Source organism: Deltaproteobacteria bacterium, from assembly GCA_009929795.1.
In the GTDB taxonomy this organism is placed as follows: domain Bacteria; phylum Desulfobacterota; class Desulfovibrionia; order Desulfovibrionales; family Desulfomicrobiaceae; genus RZZR01.
Genome location: RZZR01000008.1, coordinates 1 through 24802 on the forward strand (window position 1 = coordinate 1; position 24802 = coordinate 24802).

A 24802-nucleotide genomic window follows, 5' to 3' on the forward strand; every position below is an offset into this window, starting at 1 on the left:
GCCCTTGACCAGAGAAACCTGAACGGGCAAATCTCAAGTCGTCCGGAAGAGAAGAAAGGAATTTCGAATCGGCGAGCCGTGCTCGTCGTTCTCTTTCGGATCTACCCAGCCCAAAAAGCCGGTCTCCTCAAACTGCTTGGGGGATCGGTTTTTTGGGTTATAATCAAACAAAAAAAGCGTGGGTTCAAGAAGGCATGAAACGAAGAAGTGGAGGGGGCGCCAGCCATCTATTGCTGAGCAAAATTCACCAATAGATCACCAATGAAAAATTTAAAAGACTTAAAAATCAAATTTTTATAAAAATATAAACTCGATTTCGAGTCGAGCGCGTTACGGCCAGCTTCGCTACCTCTCCGTTGATGAAGGTGATCCGCCAAGCGCGGACCGGCGGGAATGAAAGAACGCTTTGAGCAGTGCCGAACTTTCATCGGCCAGAATGTTCGACACGACCCAGAACCGATGATTGGTCCAGGACAATTCGTGCCCCCGTAGTCGGGATGTCACGGTGCCGGTACGGGGGTCGGGCGCAGCATAGACCAGACCAGCGATGCGGGCGTGGATCATGGCTCCAAGACACATGAGGCACGGCTCGAGGGTCGAAACCACAACGCATCCCGGGATCCGGTAGTTACTTGTGGCCGCAGCGGCCTGGCGGATGGCCAGGATCTCTGCGTGGGCGGTGGGATCGTGGCCGACAATGGATCCATTGGCTCCCTGCCCAACGATGACTCCCCGCTCGTCGAGGACCAGGCATCCGACTGGGATCTCACCCTGGTCCGCAGCTAAGCGGGCCAAATCCAGGGCCACAACCATGGGTTCGCCCCACGAAGCCCACGGCCCGGGCGGACCTTCGCACGGTTGGTCTCCATAGGCCATGGCCGACCGGCTGTCAATGTAAGTCGGACTCATCCCTGGCGGAGATACTCAATCCCTCGGGCGAATAATTCCGTGCCGAGAACGGCCGATTCGCCGCGGGTCCAGGCCGGATGGTTGGTTGGGTGGTTGTAGGCCTCGGGATGGGGCATCATGCCCAGGATCCGCCCGCTGGGATCGGTCAGGGCGGCGATGGCCAGAGGGGATCCGTTGGGATTCCACGGGTATTCTTCGGTTGGCAGATCCGTGTCGGGATGGATGTAGCGCATGGCCACGAGGCGTTCGCCTTCCAAGGCTCGAAGAGTGGCCTCGTCACGGGTCACGATGCGGCCCTCGCCGTGTCGGACCGGGATGTACAACCGGTCGATACCTCGGGTAAAGACACAGTTCGAGCCTGGATCGCAGGCCAGATGAACCCAGCGGTCCTCGTAACGGGCCGAGGTGTTGTGGGTCAGGCTGACCTGACGCTCCAGATACCGGCCTCCCAGGGCCGGGAGCAGCCCGAGTTTTGCCAACAGCTGGAATCCGTTGCAGATACCGAGGATCAATCCCCCTCCTGCGTGAAAGTCCACCAGATCCTGAACAAGAGGCCGTCCGCTTTCGGTGACGGAGTGTTTCCATCTCATGGCCGCAGCCTGAGCAGCTCCGAGGTCGTCCCCGTCCAAAAATCCTCCCGGGAAAATCAGGAAGTTGTAGTCGGCGAGGCGAACCCGGTCTGCGATCAGATCGGAGAAAAAAACCACGTCGGTGTGGTCCGAGCCCGCCAAGCGCGCGACATGGGCACATTCGCGTTCGCAATTGGTGCCGTTTCCGGTGATGACAATGGTATTGACCGAGGCCATAAAAAACCCCGCTGGTTTTCGGTTGATGTGAGAAGACCGGTGGCCGGTTTCGTACCGGAGGCTGGCAGGGAGCGCAAGTCGCGAGCTCACGGGTTCCTTGACACCTGGAAAAGCCATTGTCTAATCAGATTGTGGCGACGAGTGCCGAGCGCCTTCACTCATCAGAACATGTCGATGGTGGCGTTTGGATCGAGGGTGGCCAGCAGTCAACGGTCGGGCCCAAGGGCCCTCTTTTCTTTTCGTCCAAGAAGCCGGGGCGGTCGACGCGTCGGATCAATGGGCAGCAATCAGCACGGTCGGGAGGATGTCGATGCATACCAAGTACATATTCGTGACCGGCGGGGTCTTGTCTTCCCTGGGCAAGGGGCTGGCCGCGGCCTCTTTGGGGGCACTGCTCCAGGCCCGGGGGCTCAATGTCACCATCCAGAAACTCGATCCCTACATCAACGTCGACCCCGGGACCATGAACCCCTTCCAGCATGGGGAGGTCTACGTCACGGACGACGGGGCCGAGACAGACCTGGATCTCGGACATTATGAGCGATACCTCGGCCGACCCCTGAGTCAGAGAAACAACTTCACCTCGGGCCGGATTTACCACTCGGTCATTACCAAGGAGCGACGAGGCGACTATCTCGGGGGCACGGTCCAGGTCATTCCTCACATCACCGACGAGATTAAGGGTGCCATCCTGAGCGTGTCCGGAGACGACATTGACGTGGCCATCATCGAGATCGGAGGCACGGTGGGAGACATCGAGGGCCTGCCCTTTATGGAGGCCATCCGCCAACTTCGCACCGACTTGGGCAAGGACAACGTCCTCTACATCCACCTGACCCTGGTTCCGTTCATCAAGACCAGCGGCGAACTGAAGACCAAGCCTACCCAGCACAGCGTCAAGGAACTCCGGAGCATCGGCATCCAGCCGGACATCATTCTTTGCCGGGCCGAGGTGGACTTGGACGACGAGATCAAGTCCAAGATCGCCCTGTTCTGCAATGTGGACAGGGACGCCGTGTTCACGGCCATCGACGTGGAGCATATCTACGAACTTCCCCTGACCCTCTACAACGAGGGATTGGATCAGAAGATCGCCATCCTTCTTCGCTTGGCCGCCAAGAACCCCCATCTTCGGGACTGGGAAGAATTGGTCCGGAGGTTGAAGAATCCCCAAAGAGAGGTCCTGATCGCCATCGTAGGCAAGTATGTCGATCTCAGGGAGTCCTACAAAAGTCTTCATGAAGCCCTGGTCCATGGCGGAGTGGCCAGCAATTGTCGGGTCCGGTTCCGCTACGTCAATTCCGAAGAAGTCAATGCGGATAACGTGGCTGAGCGCCTGGAGGGCGTAGATGGAATCCTCGTACCAGGCGGATTCGGGTACCGGGGCGTGGAGGGAAAGATCGTTGCCACCCGTTACGCCAGGGAGCAGAAGATACCCTTTTTCGGCATCTGTCTGGGTATGCAGTGCGCGGTCATCGAATATGCCCGCAATGTTCTGGGCCTGGAGGGAGCTAATTCCGAGGAGTTCGACCCCCAGACTCCCCATCCGGTCATTTACCTGATGACGGAGTGGTACGACTTTCGGCGTGAGATCCTGCAGAAGCGGGATTCGAACAGCGACAAGGGTGGAACCATGCGTCTTGGAGCCTATCCCTGCGTCCTGAAATCGGGGACCAAGAGCCGGGATGCCTATGGAGCAGAGCAGGTTTCGGAGCGGCATCGCCATCGCTACGAGTTCAATCGGGAGTACGAGGAACAATTCGAATCCAAGGGCATGACCATCAGCGGGTACTCTCCCGACCGGACCCTAGTGGAGATTGTCGAGCTCGACGAGCATCCATGGTTCGTGGGATGTCAGTTTCATCCTGAATTCACCTCCAGTCCTATGAAGCCACATCCTCTTTTTCGGGAATTCATCCGGGCGTCCTGTTCAGGACGAAAGGCATGATGGAGGACCTCTACACCCGAAGCCGTCGGGACCTGTTTTTCATCATGGGGCCTTGCGCCCTGGAGAGCCGCGAATTGGCCCTGACCGTGGCCGAGTCCCTCTCGAACCTAGCCTCGAAATTCGGGGTGACTGTGGTCTTCAAAAGTTCCTTCGACAAGGCTAATCGAACCTCCATCAACAGTTTTCGTGGGCCGGGCATGGCCTTGGGCCTGTCCTGGCTGGCCGAGGTCCGGGAGCGGTTTGGTCTGCCGATTCTGACCGACATTCACCTGCCGGAACAGGCCGTACCGGTGGGCGAAGTGGTCGACGTGATCCAGATTCCGGCCTTTCTCTGCCGTCAGACCGATATTCTGGCCGCAGCTGCGGGCACGGGCAAAATTGTCAATGTTAAAAAGGGTCAGTTTCTGGCCCCCTGGGACATGAAGGCCGTGGTGGGCAAGCTGGCCGGGCATGGGTGTTCGCGCATCTGGTGCACAGAGCGGGGAAGCAGCTTTGGGTACAATAATCTGGTGGTCGACTATCGGTCCCTGCCGGTTCTGGCCGGGCTGGGGCATCCGGTGGTCTTCGACGCAACGCATTCGGTCCAGTTGCCGGGCGGTCTGGGCCACGCCTCCGGAGGCCAGCGGGAGCTCGTGCCGGTCCTGGCCCGGGCGGCAGTGGCTGCCGGTGTCCATGGGGTGTTCATGGAAGTCCATCCAGCGCCCGATCAGGCTTTGTGCGACGGGGCCAACAGCTGGCCTCTGGGTCGGGTCGGGGAGCTCATCCGGCTCCTGATGGATATCTACCACGTCGTGCGCGGGGCGAGCGATGACTCTTGAATTGGACGCGGCTAGGATACGGCTCATGGTTCTGGACGTGGACGGAGTGCTCACAGACGGCGGACTCCACTACGACGCCGAGGGCCGGATTTCCAAACGTTTTCATGTCCAGGATGGACTGGGCATCAAGATGGGCCAGAAAGCCGGACTTGCGTTTGCGGTCATCACAGGACTCGAGTCCTCGGCCGTGTCCCACCGGGTGCGGGAACTGGGTATCGAACATTATTTCCCAGGCCAGGTCAGTAAGGTCCCGGTCCTGCTCAATCTGATACGCATGACCGGTGTGGCCTTGGAGGAAATGGCCTACGTCGGGGATGACTGGGTCGATGCCGCGCCCATGGCCCGGGTGGGGTTGCCCATGGCCGTGAAGGATGCCGTGCCCGAGATTCTCGATCTGGCGGCATGGGTGTCTTCCCGTCCCGGGGGACACGGCGCGGTTCGCGAGGCGGTTATGTTCGTCCTTCGGGCCAAGGGCCTTTACGGGCAAATCTGGCAGGGCTGGCGGCAAGATCATGGTGATTGACGGGATCTCCTCGAGAGAATGGACCGGGGCATGAGGCCGGGCAGGAACCTAGTTCTGCTGGCCGCCGTCCTTCTGGGATCCGGAGGCCTGTATTTGGCCGTGCATGGCCTTTTTCGGGATTTGGTCCCGGAAATGAAGACGGGCCTCGACGATTTGCAGGCTGACCTGTCCGTGGAGGGCATTGAACTGCGCCAGGGCCGAGACGGCCGGATGCTCTGGAGGCTTCGGGCCCCTCGGGGAGAGTATGTCCAGGAAAGCGGACTAGTCAGGGTCGAATTTCCCGAAATCGACTACCATCTGGACAACGGTACAGCCCGTGTCAGGGCCCAATGGGGGGAGGTCCGGCAGGAGAGCGGCCGCGCCCGGCTTGGTCCGGATGTGTCGGTGGTCCTTGACGAGGCCACGGTCCTGGCCGATGAGTTGGACTACGACGCTGCGAACCAGCTCCTGGTCCTGAGCGGAAACGTGAAGGTGTCGAAGCCCGGAGCTGATCTGACTGCTCCCAGACTGGAGATTCGTCTCGACTGGGAAACGGCCGAGGCCACGGGTGGAGTGAGGGTCGAGTTTTCCGGGTCCGGAACCTTGGCGACGGTAAAGATAGAAGGGTGATATGCCACGAATGCTGATATTTTTTTTCCTTTTTCTGATGGCCTTTCCGAGTCATCTGGCAGCGGACGAAACCGTTCCGACTCGGATCAGCGCCGATACCATGACCTATACCCAGAAATCCGGGACGGTGGAGTTTTCGGGCCAAGTCCAGGTGGATCGGGAGGATTTCACCCTCTGGTCCGATCGGCTGACCGTGGAGTTTGACCCACAGGGCGGTCGGCAGGGAGTTGGGCCGGTGGAGGTCGGCGGGAAGGTCCAGAAGATTGTGGCTGAAGGGCAGGTCCGTTTTTCGGGCCAAGGGCGCGAAGGCCAATGCGGCCGGGCCGTGTACGAGGACGGGCCTGGCGTCTTGACCCTGACGGAGGACCCTTTCGTCCAGGAGGGAAGGAACCGGATTCAGGGAGAGACCATCCGGCTCTATCTCCGGGAGAACCGGAGTGAAGTCATCGGCGGGCAGAAGCGGGTCGAGGCAATCTTTCACACGCCGAAAAGGGATGCCGAGCTGCCATGACCGACGCGTCCAGCAAGGCCGCCCCCTCCGTCACACTCGAGGCCCGGGGCCTTGGCAAGGTCTTCGGGCGTAAGGAGGTGGTCCACGATATTTGCCTGGGTTTGTCTCAGGGAGAGGTTGTCGGCCTGCTGGGCCCAAACGGGGCGGGCAAGACCACGACTTTCTACATGCTCGTAGGCATCATCCGCCCCACCGTCGGACAGGTCTTTCTGGCCGGACAGGACGTGACGACCTGGCCCCTATACCGTCGGGCCCGCTTCGGCCTGACCTATCTGCCCCAGGAAAGTTCGGTTTTTCGAAAGCTCTCAGTACGGATGAATCTGCGCATTGTCCTCGAGTACTCGGGCCTGAGCCGAAAGGATCAGCGAAACAAGGAGGAACGACTCCTAGAGGAATTGGGCATCGCCAGGCTGGCCGACCAGAAGGCAGCCTTTCTTTCGGGCGGGGAGCGCCGCAGGCTCGAGATCGCCAGGGCCATGGTGCGTGATCCAAAATTTGTTCTCCTGGACGAGCCCTTCGCGGGCATCGATCCATTGGCGGTGGACGACATTCAGAAGATTATCGTCGCCCTCAAGGAGAAGGGTATCGGGGTTCTCATCTCCGACCACAATGTTCGGGAAACTCTGCGCATCTGCGATAGGGCCTCGCTGGTCTGCGCCGGCCGGGTCATTCTGGACGGAACCCCGGATGAGATCGTCTCTGACCAGCGGGCCCGGCAATTGTATCTCGGCGAAGGGTTCAGTCTGTGATGATGTGTTGGCCACATCCGCTCCGGCCGTGACGCGATTGCCAGACGTTGGCTTCTGTGGCAGATTCGAGTCGTCGCGGATTGGCCGCGGCCAAGCGGCGATCAACGGAGGCCTTGTTCACGGCCTGAGCATTCCAAAATGGGACTCGAACTTCGACAAAGCCTGAAGCTGACCCAGCAGCTGGTCATGACTCCCCAGTTGCAGCAGGCCATCAAGCTGCTCCAATTGTCCAGAATGGAGCTGGTGGAAGCCATTCAGCAGGAATTGCTGGAGAATCCCATGCTTGAGGTCCAGGAGGAGCCCGTCGAGGAGCCCCAGGCAAGAAACGACGAGCGCCGCCGGGAGCTTGGCGCTGACGAGGCTGATCTCATCCGCAGCGCGGACTGGGAGAGCTATCTCGGCGATTTTTCGAGCATGGCCAAGCAGGCTCAGGTCAGAGAAGTCGAGGTTCTAGACGAGGTCCTGTCCTACGAGGGAAGGCTTTCCTCGGCTCCGTCCCTGCAAGGGCATCTGCTCTGGCAGCTCTGTCTGTCCGATCTGGACGCGGAGGCGAGGAGGGCGGGCGAGGAGATCATCGGTAATCTGGACTCGAGTGGCTACCTGTCTTCGAGTGACGAGGAACTGGCCGAGGCCGCTGGTGTCTCCAAAGAAATCGTGGAACAAGTCGTCCATTTCATCCAAAGGATGGACCCGGTGGGCGTGGCCTCCAGGAGCCTCCAGGAATGCCTGGCCGTCCAGCTCGAAATCATTGGCGAACAGGACCCGATTCTCTACTCCCTGGTCTGGGATCATCTGGAGGATATCGAGAAGCGTCGTTTCAAGCCCCTGATACGTAAGTTCCATATGGCCATGGAGGACATGAAGGTCTATCTGGAGATTATTCAGAAGCTCGACCCCATGCCCGGGGCCCGTTTCGGCGGGGACAGCCCGAGATATATCAGTCCGGACGCCTATGTCTTCAAGTACGAGGACGATTTCGTCATTGTGTTGAACGACGACGGGCTGCCCAAGCTCCAGCTGAATCCCTTTTTTATGGATGGACTCTCAAAGCGGTCCGGGAAGGATGCCGAGTATCTGACGGAGAAGATACGATCGGCCCAGTGGCTGATGAAGAGTCTCCATCAGCGACAGCGGACCCTCTACAAGGTTCTGGAGAGTATCGTCCGTTTTCAGCGGGGATTCTTCGAGGAGGGCGTATCCCAATTGAGACCCCTTATTCTCAAGGATGTGGCCGAGGATATCGAGATGCACGAGTCCACAGTGAGCCGGATTACCTCCAACAAGTATGTGGCCACTCCCCACGGGCTATGCGAGCTAAAATTTTTCTTCAACAGCGCTCTGGACATGGACGATGGGTCGCAAGTGGGCTCGGAAAGTGTCAAGGCCGCCATCAAGGGTATGATCGCCGATGAGAACCCCAAGAAACCCCTGAGCGACGACCGGATCGTCCAGTTGCTCAAGGAGAGGCTTGATGTAAACATTGCCCGGAGAACCGTGGCCAAATACAGGGCGGCACTGAACATTCCCTCGTCCTCCAAGAGGAGGGCGATTTTCTGAGAATTTGGGATCCAGAACCCTAAATCAGGAGGAACGTCATGGAGATCAAGTACAATTTCAAGAATTTCGATCCTTCCGACCATCTGAAGAAATATGCCCACACCCGATTCGACAAGGTGGGCAAATATATGAAACACGCCGAAAATGCCGAGTTGACCGTCAATCTTGAGGTAGAAAAGCATCGGCACATCGCAGAGGTCGTGCTGCATGCCGATAACCTGCATATCTCGGCCAACGAGGAAAGCGGTGACATGTACGCGACCATCGACATGCTTCTCGACAAGGTCGAGGCCCAGGTGCGCAAGATCAGGGGCAAGGGCATGGCCAAGGCCAAGAAGCGGGCGGTCAAGAACAAGACCGTCCGGCTGGACATTGTCAGCTTTGCCCCAATGCCTTCGGGTGGTGGGAGGATTCCAACAGTCGTCGAGGCCGACCGCTACGAGCCTAAGCCCATGCCCGTAGACGAGGCGGCTATGCAGCTCGAGAGCCTGAATTATGAGTTTTTGGTTTTCTTGAACGCCGAAACAGAACGGATCAACGTTATCTACCGCCGGAAGGACGGTGATTACGGGTTGATCGACCCCGGGGTCTAGGGGATGCAGCTGTCCGAATACCTGGACAAGGACCTCATCGTCGCCGAGCTTAATTCGAGTTCCAAGCCCGAGGTCCTGGCCGAATTGCTGGCACCATTGGGGGGCAAGTACCCCCACCTCGACTTGAAGTCGGTCCTGGCCATTCTCATGGATCGCGAAAGCCTCGGCAGCACGGGGATCGGGGATGGGGTGGCCATTCCTCACGGGAAGCTGGACAACTTGGAGCGGGTCATAGTCGCTGTGGGTCGAAGCCAGGAGGGTGTGGATTTTCAGTCCCTCGACCACAAGCCGGCCCGAATTTTTTTCCTTGTGCTGGCTCCGGAGCAGGTGGCCGGGATGCATCTTCGCATCCTGGCCACCGTGTCCCGACTTCTGCAGGACACCGTGTTTCGTCAGGAGTTTCTCGACGCTCCGGGCTGCGACGCCTTGTGGGATATGTTGCGTAAGGTTTGAGGCCTGTGGTTTCCCAGAACAAGATTCCGGTCATCATTGTCACCGGCCTCTCCGGAGCGGGCAAGAGCACGGCCCTGCACGTGCTGGAGGACTTGGGTTTCTATTGCGTGGATGGGCTTCCGGCCCGTCTGGCTCCGGTCATGGTTGATCTTTTCGCTGGGAAGGCCAGCGTCAGCTATCGGGGTCTAGCATTGGGCATGGATCTGCGGCAGGAGGACTTCGGGAACGAGTGGAAGGAAGCCCGGTCCTTTCTGGGCAAGGAAGGCTGGGCACTTCAGATCCTTTTTCTGGAGGCCGACGCTCAGATTCTCTTCCGGCGCTATGCCACCACCCGCCGGCCTCACCCGCTGGAAGGCGCCGACATCGGTCTTGAGGCGGCTCTGGCCCAGGAACGGGAATCGCTTGCGCCGATCAGGGCCGAGGCCGATCTGGTTCTGGACACCACATCCTTTTCCATTCACGATTTGAGGCGGGTGATTCAGGAACGGTGGAGTTTTCTTGAGGACAAGACCTGCGGGTTCAGAATACACATGGTGTCCTTCGGATTCAAATACGGCGTACCGATCGAATCCGATCTGGTTTTTGACCTTCGATTTTTGGCCAACCCGTATTTCGATGTCGGGCTGAGGCCTCTTTCCGGACAGGATCAGGCCGTGTTCGACTTTGTATTCAATGACGAACCGGCCCGGGAATTTCTGGATCGCTTTGAGGATTTCCTGCTTTTTCTTTTGCCCAGATACGCCACGGAGGGACGGTATAGACTGACCATGGCCCTGGGATGTACCGGTGGGAGGCATCGTTCAGTGGCCACGGCCGAAGTCGTGGCTAAGACCTTGAGACAGCGGGGATACGCCGTGACCGTCGAGCATCGTCATCTGGCTTTGGGCTGAGGTCCGGGGCGAGAATCCGGGATCGAATTATGATTGGACTCATTCTGGTCACCCATGGCAGTTTTGGTCGAGCCCTTTTGGACGTTGCCGAGTCGATTCTTGGGCCGAACCAGGACTGCGCTGTGGTCGAAGTGGACGTGACCCGAAGCATGGACCTGATGCTCTCGGAGATCGCCACATGCGTGAAGACGGCCGACAGGGGAGACGGAGTGCTCATTTTGACGGACATGTTCGGCGGCACTCCGACCAATCTGAGCCTTTCGCTTTTGGCCATGGCCCGGATTGAGGTCATGACCGGAGTCAATCTGCCCATGCTTCTGAAGGTTCTGACCATGCGCGACGAGTCGTTGGGAAAGGTGGCAACGGAAGCCAAGAACGCAGGCAAACAGGGCATCCAGGTAGCCGGAGAGGTTCTTCGGCGCAAGGTTGAGACCTGAATGATGTGGGTACGAATAGACAATCGTCTGGTCCATGGCCAAGTCATCGAGGGATGGGTTCCCTATGTCCGGGCCCGGGCGCTGTGTGTGGCCAATGATGAGCTCAGCGTCGATCCCCTGCGCCAGGAGATCATGGGTCTGGCCGTGTCTTCGGATTTGGATCTTCTGTTCTCCAGGGTTGCCGAGGCTGCGCGATGTGTTCGGGATCTGTGCAGACGTTGGCCGGGAGTTAACATGCTGATCCTTTTCGCTAGTTGCACAGATGCTCGGAGGGCCTATGAGGATGGGCTGGAATTCAGCCAGGTCAACGTCGGGAACCTCCACTACGCTCCAGGCAAACGCCAGCTCTGTTCCCATGTGGCAGTGAGCCAGGAAGACGTCAATTGTTTGAATTTTTTTGTCAAGAAAGGTCTTGAGGTCGATTTCCGCTGTGTTCCCAACAAACCCGTACATGTGAGCTGGTGACCATGGACGGCCTGTCGTTCTGGCACCTAATCGGGGCAAGTTTTTTTTTGCCTGCATTGGCCTGACCCGGTTCTCAATGTCGGTCGGGTTCCTGTCCCGTCCCCTTGTTTCGGCTCTGCTCTGGGCGGCCATGACCGGAGACATGGTCACTCCCATCCTCGTCGCTGTTTTTTTCGAGCTGTTTTGGCTTGACCTTATTCCCGTGGGGACCTTTATCCCCCCCATGGCCTCCTATGCATCACTGGCAAGCATTGTCACCGTGGAGCGACTGGGCCAACTTCAGGTCATGCAGATCGCCGCCATCATGGCCGCATCGGCTCTCCTGGCCATGATTGGTGCCTGGCTCGAATCCAGACAGAGGGTTAGGCAGAATATCAGCTTCAATACTTTGCTGGCCTGGAGCCGGAGGGGGATGACGGAACGATATCGTCCAGAGCGTCTGGTCTTGAAGTCCATTCTTCAACAGCTGGCTATGCACGGAGCGTTTTTTTTCGTTTCTGTCTGGGCCTTGATCACCTTTGGTGGCATGGCTGTGGCGTTGGTCCCGGACATGGAATGGATGAACTGGAACGTTTTGTGGCTGTTCGCCAGCCTCGGAGGTTTGCTATCCCTGCGGATCGCCAAGGCCTACGCGGTGTTTGGACTTTCATGCTGCCTTGTAGCCCTGGTTTTTTTGTCTATGACCTTGACCTGAGCTCGACATCGGGCTCAAAAATAATGCTTGGCAGCGGCGCTTCATTGTGATATTTAGCACAAGCTTTCCTGACTCTCGGAAAGTTCCCGATCCGTACATTCATTTTTTTGAGGAGGTTTCGTAATGGCAGTGTATGTTTTTGGTCACAAGAATCCCGATTCCGACACCGTTTGTAGCGCCATCGCCCTTGCCGACCTGAAGAGCAAGCTGGGCGTGGAGTGTGTTCCCGTGGCCCAGGGAGAGATTAACCCCGAAACGGCCTTCATCCTGAAGAAATTCGGTGTGGCCGCTCCGGCTGTAAAGACTTCGTTCGCCGGCGAGAAGGTTTTCCTCGTTGACACCTCCGATTTGGCTCAGTTGCCCGACGACATCGCCAAGGCCGAGGTTCTGGGCGTTGTCGATCATCACAAGCTGGGCGACCTGACCACCCCCAACCCCTTGGAGTGCTGGATTTGGCCCGTGGGCTGCACGGCCACTGTACTCAAGGCAATGTACGATTTTTTTGGCGTCGAGATTTCCAAGCCCATGGCCGGGATCATGCTTTGCGCCATCCTGAGCGACACAGTCATCTTCAAGTCCGCCACCTGCACGGACAAGGACAAGGAAGCCGCCGCCGCCCTGGCCAAGATCGCTGGCCAGTCAGATCTGCAGGCCCTGGGCATGGAAATGTTCAAGGTCAAGTCCGCCGTTGAGGGCACTCCTGCTCGCGAGCTCGTCCTGCGCGACTACAAGGATTTCAAGATGAGCGGCAAGGTCGTCGGCATCGGCCAGCTCGAAGTCGTTGATCTGTCCATCCTGGACGGCGTGAAGCCGGCCCTGGTCGAGGACATCAATAAGCTCAAGGGCGAGAAGGGTAACCACTCGGTCTTTTTGCTCTTGACCGACATCATGAAGGAAGGCTCCGAGATGCTCATCGTCTCTGACGATGAGTCCGTGGTTGAGAAGGCCTTTGGCGTCAAGCCCGCAGGCGGCAAGGTCTGGTTGCCCGGGGTCATGAGCCGTAAGAAGCAGGTCGTTCCCAATTTCGAGAAGGCCTTTGCCGGTTAAGACAACCCGTCAATGATCCTTTGAGGGCCCGCTCCGGTTTTGGCCGAGGCGGGCCCTTTTTCGTGGAGAGAGGAGGGTCGCGTGTTTCTTGTGGACGCCCATTGTCATCTTCAGGATGGCCATCTGCGTTACGGACTGGACCAGGCCATGGACCGGGCCCGCAGGGCCGGGGTCGGTCTTTTGTTTTGCAACGGCACGGCCGAGGACGATTGGGACTACGTTCTCTCCCTTCCCGTGAGGCATTCCGAGGTGTTGCCCTGGCTGGGACTGCACCCGTGGTTCGTGGATGAGGCTCGACCAGGCTGGCAGGAAAGGCTTGAACGTCTTCTGGGTGACGGAGTCTGCGGCCTGGGAGAGATCGGGCTGGACCGCGCGGTGGAGGGGGCCGATGTCGATCGTCAGGAAGAGGCTTTTGTGGCTCAGCTCAGGCTGGCATCTAAACACCGGCTTCCAGTGTCCATCCATTGCCGCAAGGCTTGGGAACGACTTGTTGCCTTGCTTCGGGCCGAGGGAGGGCTCAGGTACGGGGGCATTGTTCACTCCTATGCAGGTTCGGCCGAGATGGTTCCGGTTCTGGAGGCCCTGGGATGTTCCATCTCCTTTTCCTGCTCCTTGACCAGACCGAATAACAAAAGGGCCCGAAGGGCCTGTCGATATGTGTCCATGGACAGACTGCTGGTGGAGACTGACAGCCCGGCCATCGCCCCGGAAGGGGTGGAGAGGGATCGCAACGAGCCGGAGAATTTGGTCTTGGTGGTGCGGGCGCTGGCGCAACTTCTGAATCTGTCTCCGGACGATGTGGCCGGGACCACAGCATCCAACGCGAACGGGTTGTTGCCGGAGTCCTGTCGAATAACGATCAGGCCGTGATGCCTCTGGAGGGAGGAGTGTCCCGCCACCAGGAAAGTGCAGGCGTTGTCGGAATGAGGCCGAGCTGTCGGCAGAGGGCGCCAAAGACGACCAGACCAGCCATCTCGTCAGGGCCCAGACCGTAGGCCATGGATCGCCAATAGGTCTCGGCCTCCTGAGGGGAGAGCCAGTCCGGAATCTCAGGATGTCTGGCCAAGGTGGCGAGGCACCGGTCCATGTCGGTCACGGTCTCAGTCAGGGCCTGGGAAAATTCCTCAAGGAATTGTCTTTTCTTGCCCATCAATCCTCTGCGGACGATCCAGACGGCAAAGACGAAGGGCAAGCCGGTCATGGCCCGCCACTCGCGGCCCAGATCAAGGATGACCCAGCCTTTGGGCGGGTTCAAGGTCAGCCTGAGGGCGTGGTCTCCAATTTCGAGGGACGGAATGGGTTTGCTGGTTGCCGTTCCCGGGGGAGCGAGGACGATATTCGGTTCCGGAAGATTCCAGTGTAGCCGCCAAAGAATGCGAACCAGAGCCGAGGAGGTTGCCGAGGCCGTGGTCAATTGGAGCGGAGCGTCCTCGGAGGCCATGAAAGCGGCCAAGTCGGCCGTGGGGACCGGGGTGGCCAGAACTACGCTCTGGACCTCCTGCCGACTGGAGATGCCCGCCCCGGGGAGAAGCCGATAGGCTTCAGGCCGGGCAAGGTATTCAAAGGATGACGAAGGGGAGACGTCGACGTCCCCTCGAGCCAGAAGGTTGTTCAGTTCGTTGGGATGACCGGAAATCAGGCGATAGCGATTGGACTGTAGCCCCAGACGTTCTTTCAAAAGAGCGAATACCGGAAGAACGTTCAAGTAACTGATGCGGCCGATGTTCAAGATCGGCGGTCGGTCGATGCTCATGACGTCTGGAAATGAAAGGAAAAGGGCGGGAAGACCCGCCCTTTTCGTATCAGGTCTTGGTTGACCGGGCCTAGTCGAGCTGGGCCAGGAGAGTGTCCTTGATGGCTTCGATGGTGCCCTTGCCATCCAACTCAATGTATTTGAAGCCCATTTTGGGGGCCAGATCCTTGTAGAAATAGGATGCGGCCAGGGTGCCCTGCTTGGTGTCGTAGTAGATGTCGTGGCGCTTGTTGATGGCCTCTTCGTCCTGGTCGTCGGACCGGGCCTTGAGTTCACCGCCGCAGACCCGGCATTTGCCGTCCTTGGGAGCAATAGCCGGGATGTCGACGTTGTTCGGATGATTGGCGTCGTTGACGCACAGGCGCCTACCCATGATCCGGGCCTTGGCCACCTCGCGCGGGAGCAGGATCTCAATGACGTAGTCAAGTTTGACTCCGTCGGCCTGCAGGGCGGCCCAGAGCTTTTGGGCCTGGACTATGGAGCGGGGGAATCCGTCCAAGAGCCAGCCCTTGGCCCCGGACTGCTTCAGGACGTCGAGAACCATGGGAATGGTGATGTCGTCGGGGACGAGTTCGCCGCGGTCTATGTATTCCTTGGCCTTTTTGCCCAGCTCGGTACCCCCTCCGATGTGTTTGCGGAAGATGGCTCCGGATTCGATGTGGTCGAGGTCGTATTTTTTCTTCACCAGGGAACCCTGGGTTCCTTTGCCGCTACCGTTGGGTCCAAAAATCAAAATGTTCAATATATTGTCCTCCTTGAGAAAAATTTCTCAAATGTCTATCCGCGGCGGCCCCGGCTGTCAATGGGCAAGACATTCAAATTGAAGTCGGCTCCGGATAGTGGTACTTGGAAGGCAAAGGGTACGTGCAAGATGACCGCAGAAGCCCCAAGGAGTGATCGATGGCGCACGATCTTGAAGGATTTGTTGACGAGTTGACGGCCGAGGGGCTCAAGGAGGCCGCGGACACCTTTTTTGGCCGCCGAAAGGATCTGGAGTCGGACTTGGAAGTCTTACAGTCCCAGGCGAAGAAGGTCGAAACGCTGGGTAAGGAGGCCTGCACGACCTTGGCGAGACTGCATTTTCTCCTTCTGGAGGGCATGGGAGTGCCGATGCTCTACGACGGATTGCACCTCACTCCACCCGCCGAGCGGGACGTGCCTCGATCCGGGCATTGGCCTCCGGGGTCGAAGATTTGCATTCCCAAGGCCATGACCAAAAAGGGGAGGTACGTCGGAGTGGTCCTGAAGGCCTACGATTCGGCCCAAAAAGCTGTCAACGACTATCTCCATGGACGTATCAGCGCTGATCCCCACTGCCCGGGGCGCAAACTGCTCAGCCCCAATCTGGAGCAGATGAAAATTCGGTTTGCCAAGATCAACGCCGAGGTGGCCAACCTGAACGAACACTATCGGGCCTCGGATGTTCTTTTATTCGCCAAGCGTCTGGACGTCCAAAAAATGGAGGCCGAAGACAACCTGGGGGGCGGTGGACAGTACACCCTGGACAAGGAGCTGTCCTTCGAGCCTCTGGTCTGGGACGATCTGGGGTTGCCCGACCTTCCGGACCTGCCGAAGACGGCCAAGGCCGAGGGATGCCTACGCGACATGGCAGGCAGGCTCTTCAAGGAAGACAAGCATCACGCCGAGGCCGTCTTGGCCCGGATCGGATGAACGACACCGAGCAATGACAAGGAAAAGGAAGAGGGCATGGACCTGATTCGAGACTATCTGGGACCGATAAACATCGAAATACTGTTGGTCCTGGGTCTGCTGGCCTTAGGCTATCTGGCGACGACCCTGGTCTTCAACTTCTTCATCCGCCGCCGGGCCATGACCGGGACCGGGGCCCGATTCATCAAGTGGCTATTCCTGCTCATCCTGCTGGTCATCCTGGACCGACTGGTGCTTCCCAAGCTGAAGAACGAACTTCTCGGCAAGGCCATATTCATTCTGGAGCTCGGGGCACTGTGGATGCTGGTGCGGCAATTCATCGACGGGTTCTACGTCGATGTGTACCTAAAGGTCATCAAAGGCCGTCAGGTGAACCACATCCTGGTGGATCTCTTCAAGTTCCTTTTTCTCCTGGCCGTCGCCGTCTGGGGGATCAAGGAGATTTTCGACATCAACCCCGGGTCGATCCTGACTTCTTCGGCCATCCTGACTGCCGTCATCGGTTTTGCCATGCAGGACACAATCGGCAGCCTCATTTCCGGTCTGCTGATTCAGATGGAAAAACCTTTCGATCTCGGGGAGTGGATTTCTGTGGCCGGACGTGAGGGGAAGGTCGTGGAGGTCACTTGGCGGTATACCAAGATCGAGACTATCAGCCGGGACTACATTCTGGTTCCCAACAACAGCATTTCAAGGGACACTCTTATCAATTTCAACCGGCCCATGCGCGAGGTTCGCAGAGAAATTCGGATATCGGCGGATCTGTCCACCCCGCCGGTCAAGGTCAAGTCGGCCATTGCCGAGGTCCTGGATAAAAGTCCGGCCGTTTTGAAGGACCCCAGGCCCATCATCCGGTTGACCGGTTTCTTTGACTACCGGGCCGAGTATCTGGTCATGTTTTACGTCCGTCAGTTTGATCACGCTAGGCGGGCCATTGACGAGCTGAACACATCCATCTGGTACCAGTTCCAGAGTCAGGGGATCGTCATACCCCTGCCCAGACAGGAAGTGGTTCTCCGGCGTCCGGAGAAACCAGAATCGGTCGACCATGTGGTCGCTTTTCTCCAGTCCACGGATTTGTTCCAGGGCATGGGCAAGGATGAGCTGGAGATGCTGGTCCGGTCCGGCAGTCGGCGGGTCTACCCTCCTGAGACAAAGATCGTCTCGGTGGGGGACAGGGACTGCAATCTGTTCATCATCGTCCAGGGGCGCGTCCGGGTGGTCCACGCTGGAAAGGAAGTGGCGGTCATCGAGTCCGGAAACGTCTTTGGGGAGATCGCCCTCTTGACCGGGGAACCAAGGACGGCCGATGTTGAGACCCTGGAAACCACCCATTGTTTGATCATCGATCAGGAAGGGTTCAGAATGGTCCTGGAAAAAAATCCGAACATCATCGCCAACATCAGGCGGCTCTTCGAGGAAAGAAGGGCACTGGCCTCCAAGCAGGGGGGAGGGGCTAAGGCCGGAGTCGTGGAAGCTGGGACTTTATTTCAGATGTTCAGGAAGATCTTCATGTCCTGATCGGAGGGTTAGCCCTCGTACCCTTCATCCTTCGACAGGTCGGGCCGCATGGCCGCGGCCTTGGCCAGTTCGTCGCAGCGTTCGTTCTCGGGCAGGCCGGCATGAGCCTTGACCCACTCGAAACGGACCTGGTGGGTGTCGAGCAAAGGAATGAGCCGCTCCCAGAGATCCCGGTTCTTGACCGGTTTCTTGTCCGACGTCTTCCATCCGTTCTTCAACCAGTTCTTGACCCATCCCTTGCCGATGGCGTCGTGCAAGAGCCGCGAATCGGTCCGAACAACGGCCTTGGCCGGTCGTGTCAGAGCCTCCAGGGCCATGATGGCGGCCAGAATCTCCATGCGGTTGTTAGTTGTCCGAGCAAATCCGCCGGAAATTTCCCTGCGTTTGTTCCCATAGCTCAGGACAGCTCCGTACCCGCCGGGGCCCGGGTTACCCAGGGATGACCCGTCGGTGTGGATCATGACCACGCCGGGTTCAGGATTCCGGCTGACGTTCATAGACGGCCTCCATTTCTACAAAAAAGCGTTCAAGGACGTGAACGAGCCCTTCGGGCCAGGTGTCGGCCTCGAAGTGCTCGGACATGTCGTTTTTCATGTCTTCAACGAATTTGAGGCCGATGGCCCGCCCGACGAGAGGTGGCAGCTCGATGACGAGCCGCCTGTTGTCGGGACTGAGGCCGATGAAGACCGTATTGCGATCTCCCGTCGGAGGCTGGGGAAGGTCGTGGGTGATCTTGATGGTCAGCATCAGTCCGTATTTGGTGCGGAGCATGCGGCCCATGTTTTTGATCCATGTCATCCGGTCCTGTTCCAGCGTATTGGTCTGATCAAAGATGACCTGCTGATCGAGGATTTTTTCCATGCTCCGGTTCGAGTGCTGCCAAAAGAGCAGGCCGCTGACCATGAAAATGGCCATCAGGGCCAGCATGCGGGCCACGGTCCGCACGGCCCGGGTGTGAGATTGGGGCCTGAGGTCGAGCATGGGCGGCTCCCTTTTCAATTCTCGGCCAGCCACTCGGCCAGAGGGCCTTCGAATTCCCGACGGATTCTCTCCAGTCCCTCGGGGTTTTCGGCCTCGAAGCGCATGACCAGAACGGGCTGGGTGTTGGAGGCCCGAAGCAGCCCCCAGCCGTCGGAATGGTTGACCCGAATCCCGTCCAGGGTGGAGACCATGTTCGCCGGATAGGTCGAGGTGAAAAGGGCCTGAGCCCGGCCGACGATCTCGACCTTGCGTTCTTCGGGGCATTCAATGCGGATTTCGGGAGTGGAAACCGTGGACGGCCAGGAGTCCAGGGCTTGGCTCAAGGGAGGGGCATCCCGGCCTCCCAGGAGTTCGGCCAGACGGAGGGCCGCGTACAGGGCGTCGTCGAATCCAAAATAGCGGTCGGCGAAGAACATGTGCCCGCTCATCTCTCCGGCCAGCATGGCGTCGGTTTCCTGCATCCTGGCCTTGACCAGGGAGTGGCCGGTTTTCCACATCTCAGGTTTTCCCCCGTTCTCGGCAATGTCTTTAAACAGGAGATGGGAGCATTTGACGTCAGCGATGACGGTGCCTCCGGGGCGAGCGGCCAGGGCCTTGCGGGCATAGAGGGCCAGGAGGCGGTCGCCGTAAAGGACATCCCCGTTTTCGTCCAAAACACCGATGCGGTCGGCGTCTCCGTCCAGTCCGATGCCGGCCATGGCCCCGTGTTCCAGGACGGCCCGGCGGAGATCAACGAGGTTCTCGGGCACGGTGGGGTCGGGGTGGTGATTGGGGAAGTTACCATCCGGTCGGCAGAAAAGAGGCACGACCTCGACTCCGGCCCGTGACAGGAGCTCGGCGCAGATTTCGCCTCCGGTGCCGTTGCCTCCGTCCACGACCAGCCGGATCGGACGCTCAAGGCCGATGTGGTTGGCCAAGTGGTCGAGATAGTCTGGAACGATGTCCAGCTCTGAAGCCACGGCAGAGCCGGTGGCAAAGGTCCCGGACTCCATGATGGTCCTGATTTCCTGAATCTGTTCGGCGAAGATGGTTCCCGGGCCGGACCAGATCTTGAACCCGTTGTATTCTGGGGGGTTGTGGCTGGCCGTGATCATGACTCCGGCGGCCAAATCCAAGCGTTTGACGGCGTAATACAGAAGCGGGGTGGGCACCTGGTTCAAAACGGTGACATGGACGCCGGTGGACATGAGGCCGCTGACTAGAGAGGTCTGGTAGCCGGGTGAAGAGTGGCGGCAGTCGTGGCCGACCACGGCCCGATTTTGGCCCCGATTCAGAAAGAAGGTCCCGCAGGCTTGGCCCAGGGTCTCCACCCATTCGGGATCGAAATCCCGGTCGACGATGCCCCGGATGTCGTATTCCTTGAAAACCCTTGGATTGATTGGCTTCATGAGGCGTGTCTCCCGGAAATGACCTGATGTATTCGAAGGCCGATGTGTACGTAGGGAGGCGGTGAAGGTCAAACTGTTGTTCTTGTCACCGGTTTTCCTTGACCTCACCCCAGTGCTCCTTTAGGCTCATTTGCATGAACTGGGACTGGGAAAAACTACAGAACAAGCGGCAGAGGCAAGGCGGCGGCACACCCCCGCCATTTCAGCCCGACATGAACCAGTGGAAGGACCGCCTTCCCAACCTGCGCAATTTTCGAATGCCGGGTGGGAAACTTCTGGTGCTCCTGCTGGTCCTATTGTGGGCTGCGAGCGGCATCTACATCGTCGAGCCCGACGAGGTGGGCGTGGTCCAGCGATTCGGGGCCTATGACCGGACGACTCAGCCGGGACCCCATTATCACATCCCCTTTCCGGTGGAGTCTGTGAAAACCCCGAAGGTCAAGAAGGTCCAGCGGGTCGAAATAGGATTCCGAAGCGGGTCGAACACCCTGGGCTTCTTTCCGGATCAGGTCAGGCTTTTGCCCGAGGAATCCCTGATGCTGACCGGTGACGAGAACATCGTCGATGTTCAGTTCATCGTTCAGTTCAAGATCAAGAACCCCGAGGACTATCTGTTCGTCATCAGTAATCCTGAGAAATCGGTCAAGGACGTGGCCGAGGCGGCCATGCGCAAGGTCATCGGCTTCAACAAGATCGACGCCGTCCTGACAGCCGAGAAATTCGCCGTCCAGAACATGACCAGGGAACTCATGCAGACCATTCTCGACCAATACCAGAGCGGCATAGAAATCATGGCCGTTCAGCTCCAGGACGTGCATCCACCCCGAGAGGTGATCGACGCCTTCAAGGACGTGGCCAGCGCCAAGGAAGACAAGAGCCGGTTCATCAACGAGGCCGAGGCCTACAGTAACGACCTCCTGCCCAAGACCAGGGGGGAGGTGGCCGGCATCGTCAACCAGGCCGAAGGCTACAAACAATCGGTCGTCAACAACGCTCTTGGTGAAACGTCAAGATTCCTGGCCGTACTGGCTGAATACAACAAGGCCAAGGACGTGACCCGGAAGCGTTTGCATCTCGATACTATGCAGGAGATCTTCTCGCACCAGGGCAATTCCAAGCTGATTCTGGATCAGAAGGCCATGGATCGGGTCCTGCCACTATTGCCGTTGCAAGGTGGCTTCACGGGGACGCCCGGACAGGTCAAGGGAGGTGCCCAATGATGGATCGCAAAGCACCTCTTGTTGTGGCCCTGACGGTTCTGGTCGGGCTCTTCCTCGTTCTTCAGGCCGCTTTCGTGGTTGACCAGACCGAGCGGGCCATCGTCCTCCAGCTGGGCAAGCCTGTGTCCGGCATGGACGAGGGGTTGGAGCCGGGACTGCATTTCAAGATTCCCTTCGTTCAAAACGTGGTATTCTTCGACCATCGTCTTCTCGAGTACGATGCCCCGGCCGCCGAGATTCTCACCTTGGACAAGAAGAATCTTGTGGTCGACAATTTCACTCGCTGGAGGATCAAGAATCCTCTGCTCTTCTATGAGACTTTGAACAACATCGACAGCGGTCAGGCTAGGCTGAACGATATCATATATGCTGAATTGCGCGTGGCCTTGGGGCGGTTCACCCTCACAGAGGTGGTCGCCAGCGAGCGGAGCGGGATCATGGAGGAAGTCACGGCCAGGACCCATGAACTTCTGAAAGACTATGGGATCGAAGTTATCGATGTCCGCATCAAACGAACCGATCTGCCGCCCGAGAACCGACAGGCCATCTTCGGACGGATGCGGGCCGAACGAGAGCGCCAAGCCAAGCAGTACCGTTCTGAAGGCCGCGAGGAAGCGGCCAAGATCACGACCGGAGCCGATAGGGAAAGAACCGTTCTTTTGGCCGAGGCCCGAAGAAAGGCCCAGGAACTCAAGGGCGATGGCGACGCCAACGCCACGGAGATTTTTGCCAAGGCCCTGTCGCAGGATCCGGAGTTCTATGCCTTTCAGAAGAGTCTTGAGGCCTATCGCGAGGGATTCAGGGACAAGACCGAATTCGTGTTTACGCCCGACAACCAGTTCCTGCGTTATTTAGAAAAGGACACCCCGTAGGGATTTGTATCATCGACGGACGTCAAGGGTCCCGGTCATGCTACTTGCACGGCCGGGACCTTTTTTTTGTTTGTGGCAAGGTGCCTGCCGGTCGGTCGTCAGATCCGGTCAGAGAAAGAGGAGCAGGGATACGGCCATGACGACCATGCCCGCGATGAGGCCGTAGATGCAGTGGTGAGGGTGGCCGTATTCCCGGGCCGCAGGCAGCAGTTCGTCCAGGGAGATGAAGACCATGATTCCGGCCACGGAAGCGAAGAGAAGCCCGAAAACGGCCGGGGTGAAGAAAGGCATGATGAGCAGGAACGCGGCCAAGGCCCCGACCGGTTCGGCCAGCCCCGAGAGAAAGGAGAGGCCGAAGGCCTTTTTCCGGCTGCCAGTGGCATAGAAGATAGGGACGGACACGGCGATGCCCTCGGGAATGTTGTGGATGGCCACGGCCACGGCAATGGCCACACCCAGAGCCGGGTCGCTCAGGGCGGCGGTGAAGGTGGCCATGCCCTCGGGGAAGTTGTGGATGGCGATGGCCAGGGCGGCCAAGGTTCCTGTGCGCTTGAGTTTTCCGAAGTCGTGGGCCTCGTTTTTTGGCAGCTTGGACAGGCAGCTGTCCATTTCCTCGATGGTATGGAGTTCGTGGGGGTTTTCATAGTCGGGCACGAGCTTGTCGATGAGGGCGATGAGGACCATGCCCCCGAAGAAAGCTAGAGCCGTGGCCCAGGCGCCCAGGGATTCGCCCCATTGGGTCGTCAGGGCTTCGCGGGCCTTGGTCAGGATCTCGACAAAGGAGACGTAGATCATGACTCCGGCCGAAAAGCCCAGGGCCAGGGACAGGAAATTGGTGTTGGTCCGCCGGGTGAAGAAGGCCAGGGCTGAACCGATGCCGGTCGACAATCCGGCCAGGGCGGTCAGTCCGAAGGCCAGGAGTATGGTTTGAGTGTCCATGGCCGAGTCATTCTTGAACGGGGTTCGGTTGTCAAGAATGGGATGATCAACGGATCAGAACGAGAAAAAATAGTCCACCCAGCAGGGCGAAGGTCAGACAGGGGGCGACCAGCTGTCTCCAGGTCCGGGCTGCTTCAGCCCTGAAGAATTGACAGGTGAGGATGAAGCAGATGTGGATGGGCGAGATCATGACCCCGGTGAAACCCGCGAACGAGGCCAGAATGAGGAACGGAATGGTCTTGTCTTCTAAGCCGAGAGTATGGATGAGGCCAAGGAGCAGGGGAAAGGTCGAACCGACAAAGGCCACGTTGATGCCGGCGACCATGCCCACCAAAAAGGGCAGGAACACGGCCGAGGCGATCAGTGCGGCGTTCCCCCCGGCGGAACGGGCCATGGCCTCGACCACGCCGGCGGCGGACAGGACGTCCTTGAAGACGAAGATGGCGGCGATGACCAGAAGCATGGACCATAGGCTTTTCTTGGCTAGGACGGCTCCGAGAAAGGTTGGGCCCAGGCCGTTCTGGATCATGACGCAGATAACGGCCACGAACAAGGCGGCGATGACCCCGATCTCGAAGGCCAGGGTCGGGGCCAGAATCGGGATGAGCGATTCGAGGCCCACAGCCCCGATGATGGCCACTAGAAGGGGCAGTCCTTCGTAAAAGACTGCTCCCGGCCTCGGTCTAGGTCTGTTCGGGTCGGTCTTGGGGGTGGAGACGTCGAGCTTGCCAGGGCGCAGAAAGAAGAACCAGCCGATGCCAACCATGAACAACACGGCCGGCCAGGTTCTGGAGACAAAAGCCGAGATCGGGATGTCGGCCAGGGCCACGGTCAGGATGATGCCCGGATACAGGGGCCAGGCCAGTTCCCAGATATGCCGGAACCAATAGTTGATCAGGGCCTGTTGGGCGCTGGAGACGGCCATGCCTTCGGAGGCGGTTTTGATCATGGGAGCGGAGAAGATGGCCCCGCCAGGCATGGGCAGGAGCCCGATGAGGGCCGGGAAGAAGACCAGCCTGAGCCTGGGCCGGGTCAGGTAGCCGGACAGGGCAGCCATGAGCCGCCGGGACTGGCCGGACCGCTCCAGGGCGTCGGAGAGCATGAGAATGAGGCCGACAATGAGGGCCAGCAGGAGGAATTTCTCGTCGGTCAGGGCCAGGGCCGAAGCCTGAACAATTCCTCTGGGTCCGATTCCAAAGAGGAGGCCAAGGGTCATGGCTCCGCAGAGGATGGATAGGCCGAGGGAGAGCCTGAGCCGAACTCCGGCGAGCATGACGGCAAAGGCGGCCAGGACTTTGGCGAAGGGTGCGAAGGCGACGAGCATTGACGGATGCCTGTTCGTTATTGCGGTGACTGGGGTGGGCGGCTGAAATATTCAAGGACTGGCCGCGTTCCGTGGGACACGGAAATGGGGCCTGTAGCCGGGGAAGTCAAGACGGACTTCATTG

The 24802-nt window shown here is 58.8% G+C and carries 28 protein-coding genes; 19 read left to right on the forward strand and 9 right to left on the reverse strand.

Features of this window, described 5'->3' with window-relative positions; all coding sequences use genetic code 11:
* Window positions 1–345 precede the first annotated feature (345 nt).
* Window positions 346–876: a nucleoside deaminase gene (locus tag EOM25_01935; protein NCC23951.1), complete on the reverse strand. Its 531-nt coding sequence runs from the start codon at window positions 874–876 to the stop codon at window positions 346–348.
* A 29-nt stretch (window positions 877–905) separates the two neighbouring features.
* Window positions 906–1715: a phosphoribosylformylglycinamidine synthase subunit PurQ gene (locus tag EOM25_01940; protein NCC23952.1), complete on the reverse strand. Its 810-nt coding sequence runs from the start codon at window positions 1713–1715 to the stop codon at window positions 906–908.
* Window positions 1716–2025: 310 nt separating this feature from the next.
* Here EOM25_01940 and EOM25_01945 point away from each other — a divergent pair, with 310 nt between their 5' ends.
* The 15 genes from EOM25_01945 (at window position 2026) to EOM25_02015 (ending at window position 13879) form a co-directional block, all read left to right on the forward strand.
* Window positions 2026–3663 (forward strand): CTP synthase, encoded by a 1638-nt coding sequence (locus EOM25_01945; protein NCC23953.1) that lies wholly within the window; start codon window positions 2026–2028, stop codon window positions 3661–3663.
* Window positions 3663–4481 carry a 3-deoxy-8-phosphooctulonate synthase gene (locus tag EOM25_01950; GenBank protein NCC23954.1) on the forward strand — a complete coding sequence of 273 codons (819 nt, stop codon included), beginning with the start codon at window positions 3663–3665 and terminating at the stop codon, window positions 4479–4481. Before EOM25_01945 ends, EOM25_01950 begins: the two co-directional genes overlap by 1 nt.
* On the forward strand, window positions 4471–5004 hold the full coding sequence (locus tag EOM25_01955; protein NCC23955.1) for a phenylphosphate carboxylase subunit delta: 534 nt from the start codon (window positions 4471–4473) through the stop codon (window positions 5002–5004). Before EOM25_01950 ends, EOM25_01955 begins: the two co-directional genes overlap by 11 nt.
* Window positions 5005–5022: 18 nt before the next feature.
* Window positions 5023–5613 carry an LPS export ABC transporter periplasmic protein LptC gene (gene lptC / locus EOM25_01960; GenBank protein NCC23956.1) on the forward strand — a complete coding sequence of 197 codons (591 nt, stop codon included), beginning with the start codon at window positions 5023–5025 and terminating at the stop codon, window positions 5611–5613.
* 1 nt (window position 5614) lies between these two features.
* A complete protein-coding gene (locus EOM25_01965) occupies window positions 5615–6124 on the forward strand; it encodes an OstA family protein (GenBank protein ID NCC23957.1) in 510 nt (169 codons plus the stop codon).
* Window positions 6121–6873: an LPS export ABC transporter ATP-binding protein gene (gene lptB / locus EOM25_01970; protein ID NCC23958.1), complete on the forward strand. Its 753-nt coding sequence runs from the start codon at window positions 6121–6123 to the stop codon at window positions 6871–6873. Before EOM25_01965 ends, lptB begins: the two co-directional genes overlap by 4 nt.
* A 138-nt stretch (window positions 6874–7011) precedes the next feature.
* The gene (rpoN, locus tag EOM25_01975) at window positions 7012–8430 is read left to right on the forward strand and encodes an RNA polymerase sigma-54 factor (GenBank protein NCC23959.1); all 1419 of its coding nucleotides are present in this window, start codon (window positions 7012–7014) and stop codon (window positions 8428–8430) included.
* Between the two features lie 38 nt (window positions 8431–8468).
* Complete coding sequence (gene raiA / locus EOM25_01980; protein ID NCC23960.1) at window positions 8469–9023, forward strand: ribosome-associated translation inhibitor RaiA; 555 nt, start codon at window positions 8469–8471, stop codon at window positions 9021–9023.
* Between the two features lie 3 nt (window positions 9024–9026).
* A complete protein-coding gene (locus EOM25_01985) occupies window positions 9027–9476 on the forward strand; it encodes a PTS sugar transporter subunit IIA (protein NCC23961.1) in 450 nt (149 codons plus the stop codon).
* A 5-nt stretch (window positions 9477–9481) separates the two neighbouring features.
* Window positions 9482–10366 carry an RNase adapter RapZ gene (rapZ, locus tag EOM25_01990; GenBank protein ID NCC23962.1) on the forward strand — a complete coding sequence of 295 codons (885 nt, stop codon included), beginning with the start codon at window positions 9482–9484 and terminating at the stop codon, window positions 10364–10366.
* 29 nt (window positions 10367–10395) lie between these two features.
* The gene (locus EOM25_01995; GenBank protein NCC23963.1) at window positions 10396–10803 is read left to right on the forward strand and encodes a PTS sugar transporter subunit IIA; all 408 of its coding nucleotides are present in this window, start codon (window positions 10396–10398) and stop codon (window positions 10801–10803) included.
* The gene (locus EOM25_02000) at window positions 10804–11268 is read left to right on the forward strand and encodes a PTS mannose/fructose/sorbose transporter subunit IIB (GenBank protein ID NCC23964.1); all 465 of its coding nucleotides are present in this window, start codon (window positions 10804–10806) and stop codon (window positions 11266–11268) included. It begins immediately after the preceding gene.
* Window positions 11269–11344: 76 nt separating this feature from the next.
* Window positions 11345–11962, forward strand: coding sequence for a hypothetical protein (locus tag EOM25_02005; GenBank protein ID NCC23965.1), 618 nt, complete (start codon window positions 11345–11347; stop codon window positions 11960–11962).
* A 123-nt stretch (window positions 11963–12085) separates the two neighbouring features.
* Window positions 12086–13009 carry a manganese-dependent inorganic pyrophosphatase gene (locus EOM25_02010; protein NCC23966.1) on the forward strand — a complete coding sequence of 308 codons (924 nt, stop codon included), beginning with the start codon at window positions 12086–12088 and terminating at the stop codon, window positions 13007–13009.
* A 39-nt stretch (window positions 13010–13048) separates the two neighbouring features.
* Entirely contained in the window at window positions 13049–13879 is an 831-nt protein-coding gene (locus tag EOM25_02015) for a TatD family deoxyribonuclease (protein ID NCC23967.1), read from the forward strand.
* On the opposite strand, the gene EOM25_02020 is transcribed toward EOM25_02015, so the two are convergent.
* On the reverse strand, window positions 13869–14888 hold the full coding sequence (locus EOM25_02020; protein NCC23968.1) for a solute-binding protein: 1020 nt from the start codon (window positions 14886–14888) through the stop codon (window positions 13869–13871). The genes EOM25_02015 and EOM25_02020 overlap by 11 nt on opposite strands.
* Entirely contained in the window at window positions 14833–15504 is a 672-nt protein-coding gene (locus EOM25_02025; protein NCC23969.1) for an adenylate kinase, read from the reverse strand. The genes EOM25_02020 and EOM25_02025 overlap by 56 nt, the downstream gene beginning before the upstream one ends.
* A 158-nt stretch (window positions 15505–15662) precedes the next feature.
* Here EOM25_02025 and EOM25_02030 point away from each other — a divergent pair, with 158 nt between their 5' ends.
* Window positions 15663–16433, forward strand: a complete 771-nt coding sequence (locus EOM25_02030; GenBank protein NCC23970.1) for a hypothetical protein — start codon at window positions 15663–15665, stop codon at window positions 16431–16433.
* A 36-nt stretch (window positions 16434–16469) separates the two neighbouring features.
* Window positions 16470–17954 (forward strand): mechanosensitive ion channel, encoded by a 1485-nt coding sequence (locus EOM25_02035; protein ID NCC23971.1) that lies wholly within the window; start codon window positions 16470–16472, stop codon window positions 17952–17954.
* Window positions 17955–17962: 8 nt separating this feature from the next.
* Here the strand turns inward: EOM25_02035 and EOM25_02040 are convergent, their stop codons facing one another.
* Genes EOM25_02040 through EOM25_02050 form a run of 3 tightly spaced genes read right to left on the reverse strand, consistent with a single transcriptional unit; the run spans window position 17963 to window position 20323 of the window.
* On the reverse strand, window positions 17963–18451 hold the full coding sequence (locus EOM25_02040) for a ribonuclease HI (protein NCC23972.1): 489 nt from the start codon (window positions 18449–18451) through the stop codon (window positions 17963–17965).
* Window positions 18429–18935, reverse strand: a complete 507-nt coding sequence (locus EOM25_02045) for a hypothetical protein (protein ID NCC23973.1) — start codon at window positions 18933–18935, stop codon at window positions 18429–18431. Before EOM25_02045 ends, EOM25_02040 begins: the two co-directional genes overlap by 23 nt.
* A 14-nt stretch (window positions 18936–18949) precedes the next feature.
* A complete protein-coding gene (locus tag EOM25_02050) occupies window positions 18950–20323 on the reverse strand; it encodes a phosphomannomutase/phosphoglucomutase (protein ID NCC23974.1) in 1374 nt (457 codons plus the stop codon).
* Window positions 20324–20457: 134 nt separating this feature from the next.
* Between EOM25_02050 and hflK the strand changes: the two genes are divergently transcribed.
* Entirely contained in the window at window positions 20458–21543 is a 1086-nt protein-coding gene (gene hflK, locus EOM25_02055) for an FtsH protease activity modulator HflK (protein ID NCC23975.1), read from the forward strand.
* The gene (gene hflC / locus EOM25_02060) at window positions 21540–22415 is read left to right on the forward strand and encodes a protease modulator HflC (GenBank protein NCC23976.1); all 876 of its coding nucleotides are present in this window, start codon (window positions 21540–21542) and stop codon (window positions 22413–22415) included. The genes hflK and hflC overlap by 4 nt, the downstream gene beginning before the upstream one ends.
* Before the next feature lie 108 nt (window positions 22416–22523).
* On the opposite strand, the gene zupT is transcribed toward hflC, so the two are convergent.
* Both zupT and EOM25_02070 read right to left on the reverse strand, forming a co-directional pair.
* Window positions 22524–23354: a zinc transporter ZupT gene (gene zupT, locus EOM25_02065; GenBank protein ID NCC23977.1), complete on the reverse strand. Its 831-nt coding sequence runs from the start codon at window positions 23352–23354 to the stop codon at window positions 22524–22526.
* 46 nt (window positions 23355–23400) lie between these two features.
* On the reverse strand, window positions 23401–24678 hold the full coding sequence (locus EOM25_02070) for a DUF401 family protein (protein ID NCC23978.1): 1278 nt from the start codon (window positions 24676–24678) through the stop codon (window positions 23401–23403).
* Window positions 24679–24802 lie beyond the last annotated feature (124 nt).

Coding starts and splice junctions, on each gene's coding strand:
- EOM25_01950 (NCC23954.1), top strand. CDS start 3,663: ATGGAGGACCTCTACACCCGAAGCCGTCGGGACCTGTTTTTCATCATG.
- EOM25_02050 (NCC23974.1), bottom strand. CDS start 20,323: ATGAAGCCAATCAATCCAAGGGTTTTCAAGGAATACGACATCCGGGGC.
- EOM25_01965 (NCC23957.1), top strand. CDS start 5,615: ATGCCACGAATGCTGATATTTTTTTTCCTTTTTCTGATGGCCTTTCCG.
- zupT (NCC23977.1), bottom strand. CDS start 23,354: ATGGACACTCAAACCATACTCCTGGCCTTCGGACTGACCGCCCTGGCC.
- EOM25_02005 (NCC23965.1), top strand. CDS start 11,345: ATGTCGGTCGGGTTCCTGTCCCGTCCCCTTGTTTCGGCTCTGCTCTGG.
- EOM25_02035 (NCC23971.1), top strand. CDS start 16,470: ATGGACCTGATTCGAGACTATCTGGGACCGATAAACATCGAAATACTG.
- EOM25_01985 (NCC23961.1), top strand. CDS start 9,027: ATGCAGCTGTCCGAATACCTGGACAAGGACCTCATCGTCGCCGAGCTT.
- lptB (NCC23958.1), top strand. CDS start 6,121: ATGACCGACGCGTCCAGCAAGGCCGCCCCCTCCGTCACACTCGAGGCC.
- EOM25_02030 (NCC23970.1), top strand. CDS start 15,663: ATGGCGCACGATCTTGAAGGATTTGTTGACGAGTTGACGGCCGAGGGG.
- EOM25_02010 (NCC23966.1), top strand. CDS start 12,086: ATGGCAGTGTATGTTTTTGGTCACAAGAATCCCGATTCCGACACCGTT.
- lptC (NCC23956.1), top strand. CDS start 5,023: ATGGACCGGGGCATGAGGCCGGGCAGGAACCTAGTTCTGCTGGCCGCC.
- EOM25_02000 (NCC23964.1), top strand. CDS start 10,804: ATGATGTGGGTACGAATAGACAATCGTCTGGTCCATGGCCAAGTCATC.
- EOM25_02070 (NCC23978.1), bottom strand. CDS start 24,678: ATGCTCGTCGCCTTCGCACCCTTCGCCAAAGTCCTGGCCGCCTTTGCC.
- EOM25_01935 (NCC23951.1), bottom strand. CDS start 876: ATGGCCTATGGAGACCAACCGTGCGAAGGTCCGCCCGGGCCGTGGGCT.
- EOM25_01940 (NCC23952.1), bottom strand. CDS start 1,715: ATGGCCTCGGTCAATACCATTGTCATCACCGGAAACGGCACCAATTGC.
- EOM25_01945 (NCC23953.1), top strand. CDS start 2,026: ATGCATACCAAGTACATATTCGTGACCGGCGGGGTCTTGTCTTCCCTG.
- EOM25_02020 (NCC23968.1), bottom strand. CDS start 14,888: ATGGCAAGGGCACCATCGAAGCCATCAAGGACACTCTCCTGGCCCAGC.
- hflK (NCC23975.1), top strand. CDS start 20,458: ATGAACTGGGACTGGGAAAAACTACAGAACAAGCGGCAGAGGCAAGGC.
- EOM25_01955 (NCC23955.1), top strand. CDS start 4,471: ATGACTCTTGAATTGGACGCGGCTAGGATACGGCTCATGGTTCTGGAC.
- raiA (NCC23960.1), top strand. CDS start 8,469: ATGGAGATCAAGTACAATTTCAAGAATTTCGATCCTTCCGACCATCTG.
- EOM25_02045 (NCC23973.1), bottom strand. CDS start 18,935: ATGCTCGACCTCAGGCCCCAATCTCACACCCGGGCCGTGCGGACCGTG.
- rpoN (NCC23959.1), top strand. CDS start 7,012: ATGGGACTCGAACTTCGACAAAGCCTGAAGCTGACCCAGCAGCTGGTC.
- EOM25_01995 (NCC23963.1), top strand. CDS start 10,396: ATGATTGGACTCATTCTGGTCACCCATGGCAGTTTTGGTCGAGCCCTT.
- EOM25_02040 (NCC23972.1), bottom strand. CDS start 18,451: ATGAACGTCAGCCGGAATCCTGAACCCGGCGTGGTCATGATCCACACC.
- hflC (NCC23976.1), top strand. CDS start 21,540: ATGATGGATCGCAAAGCACCTCTTGTTGTGGCCCTGACGGTTCTGGTC.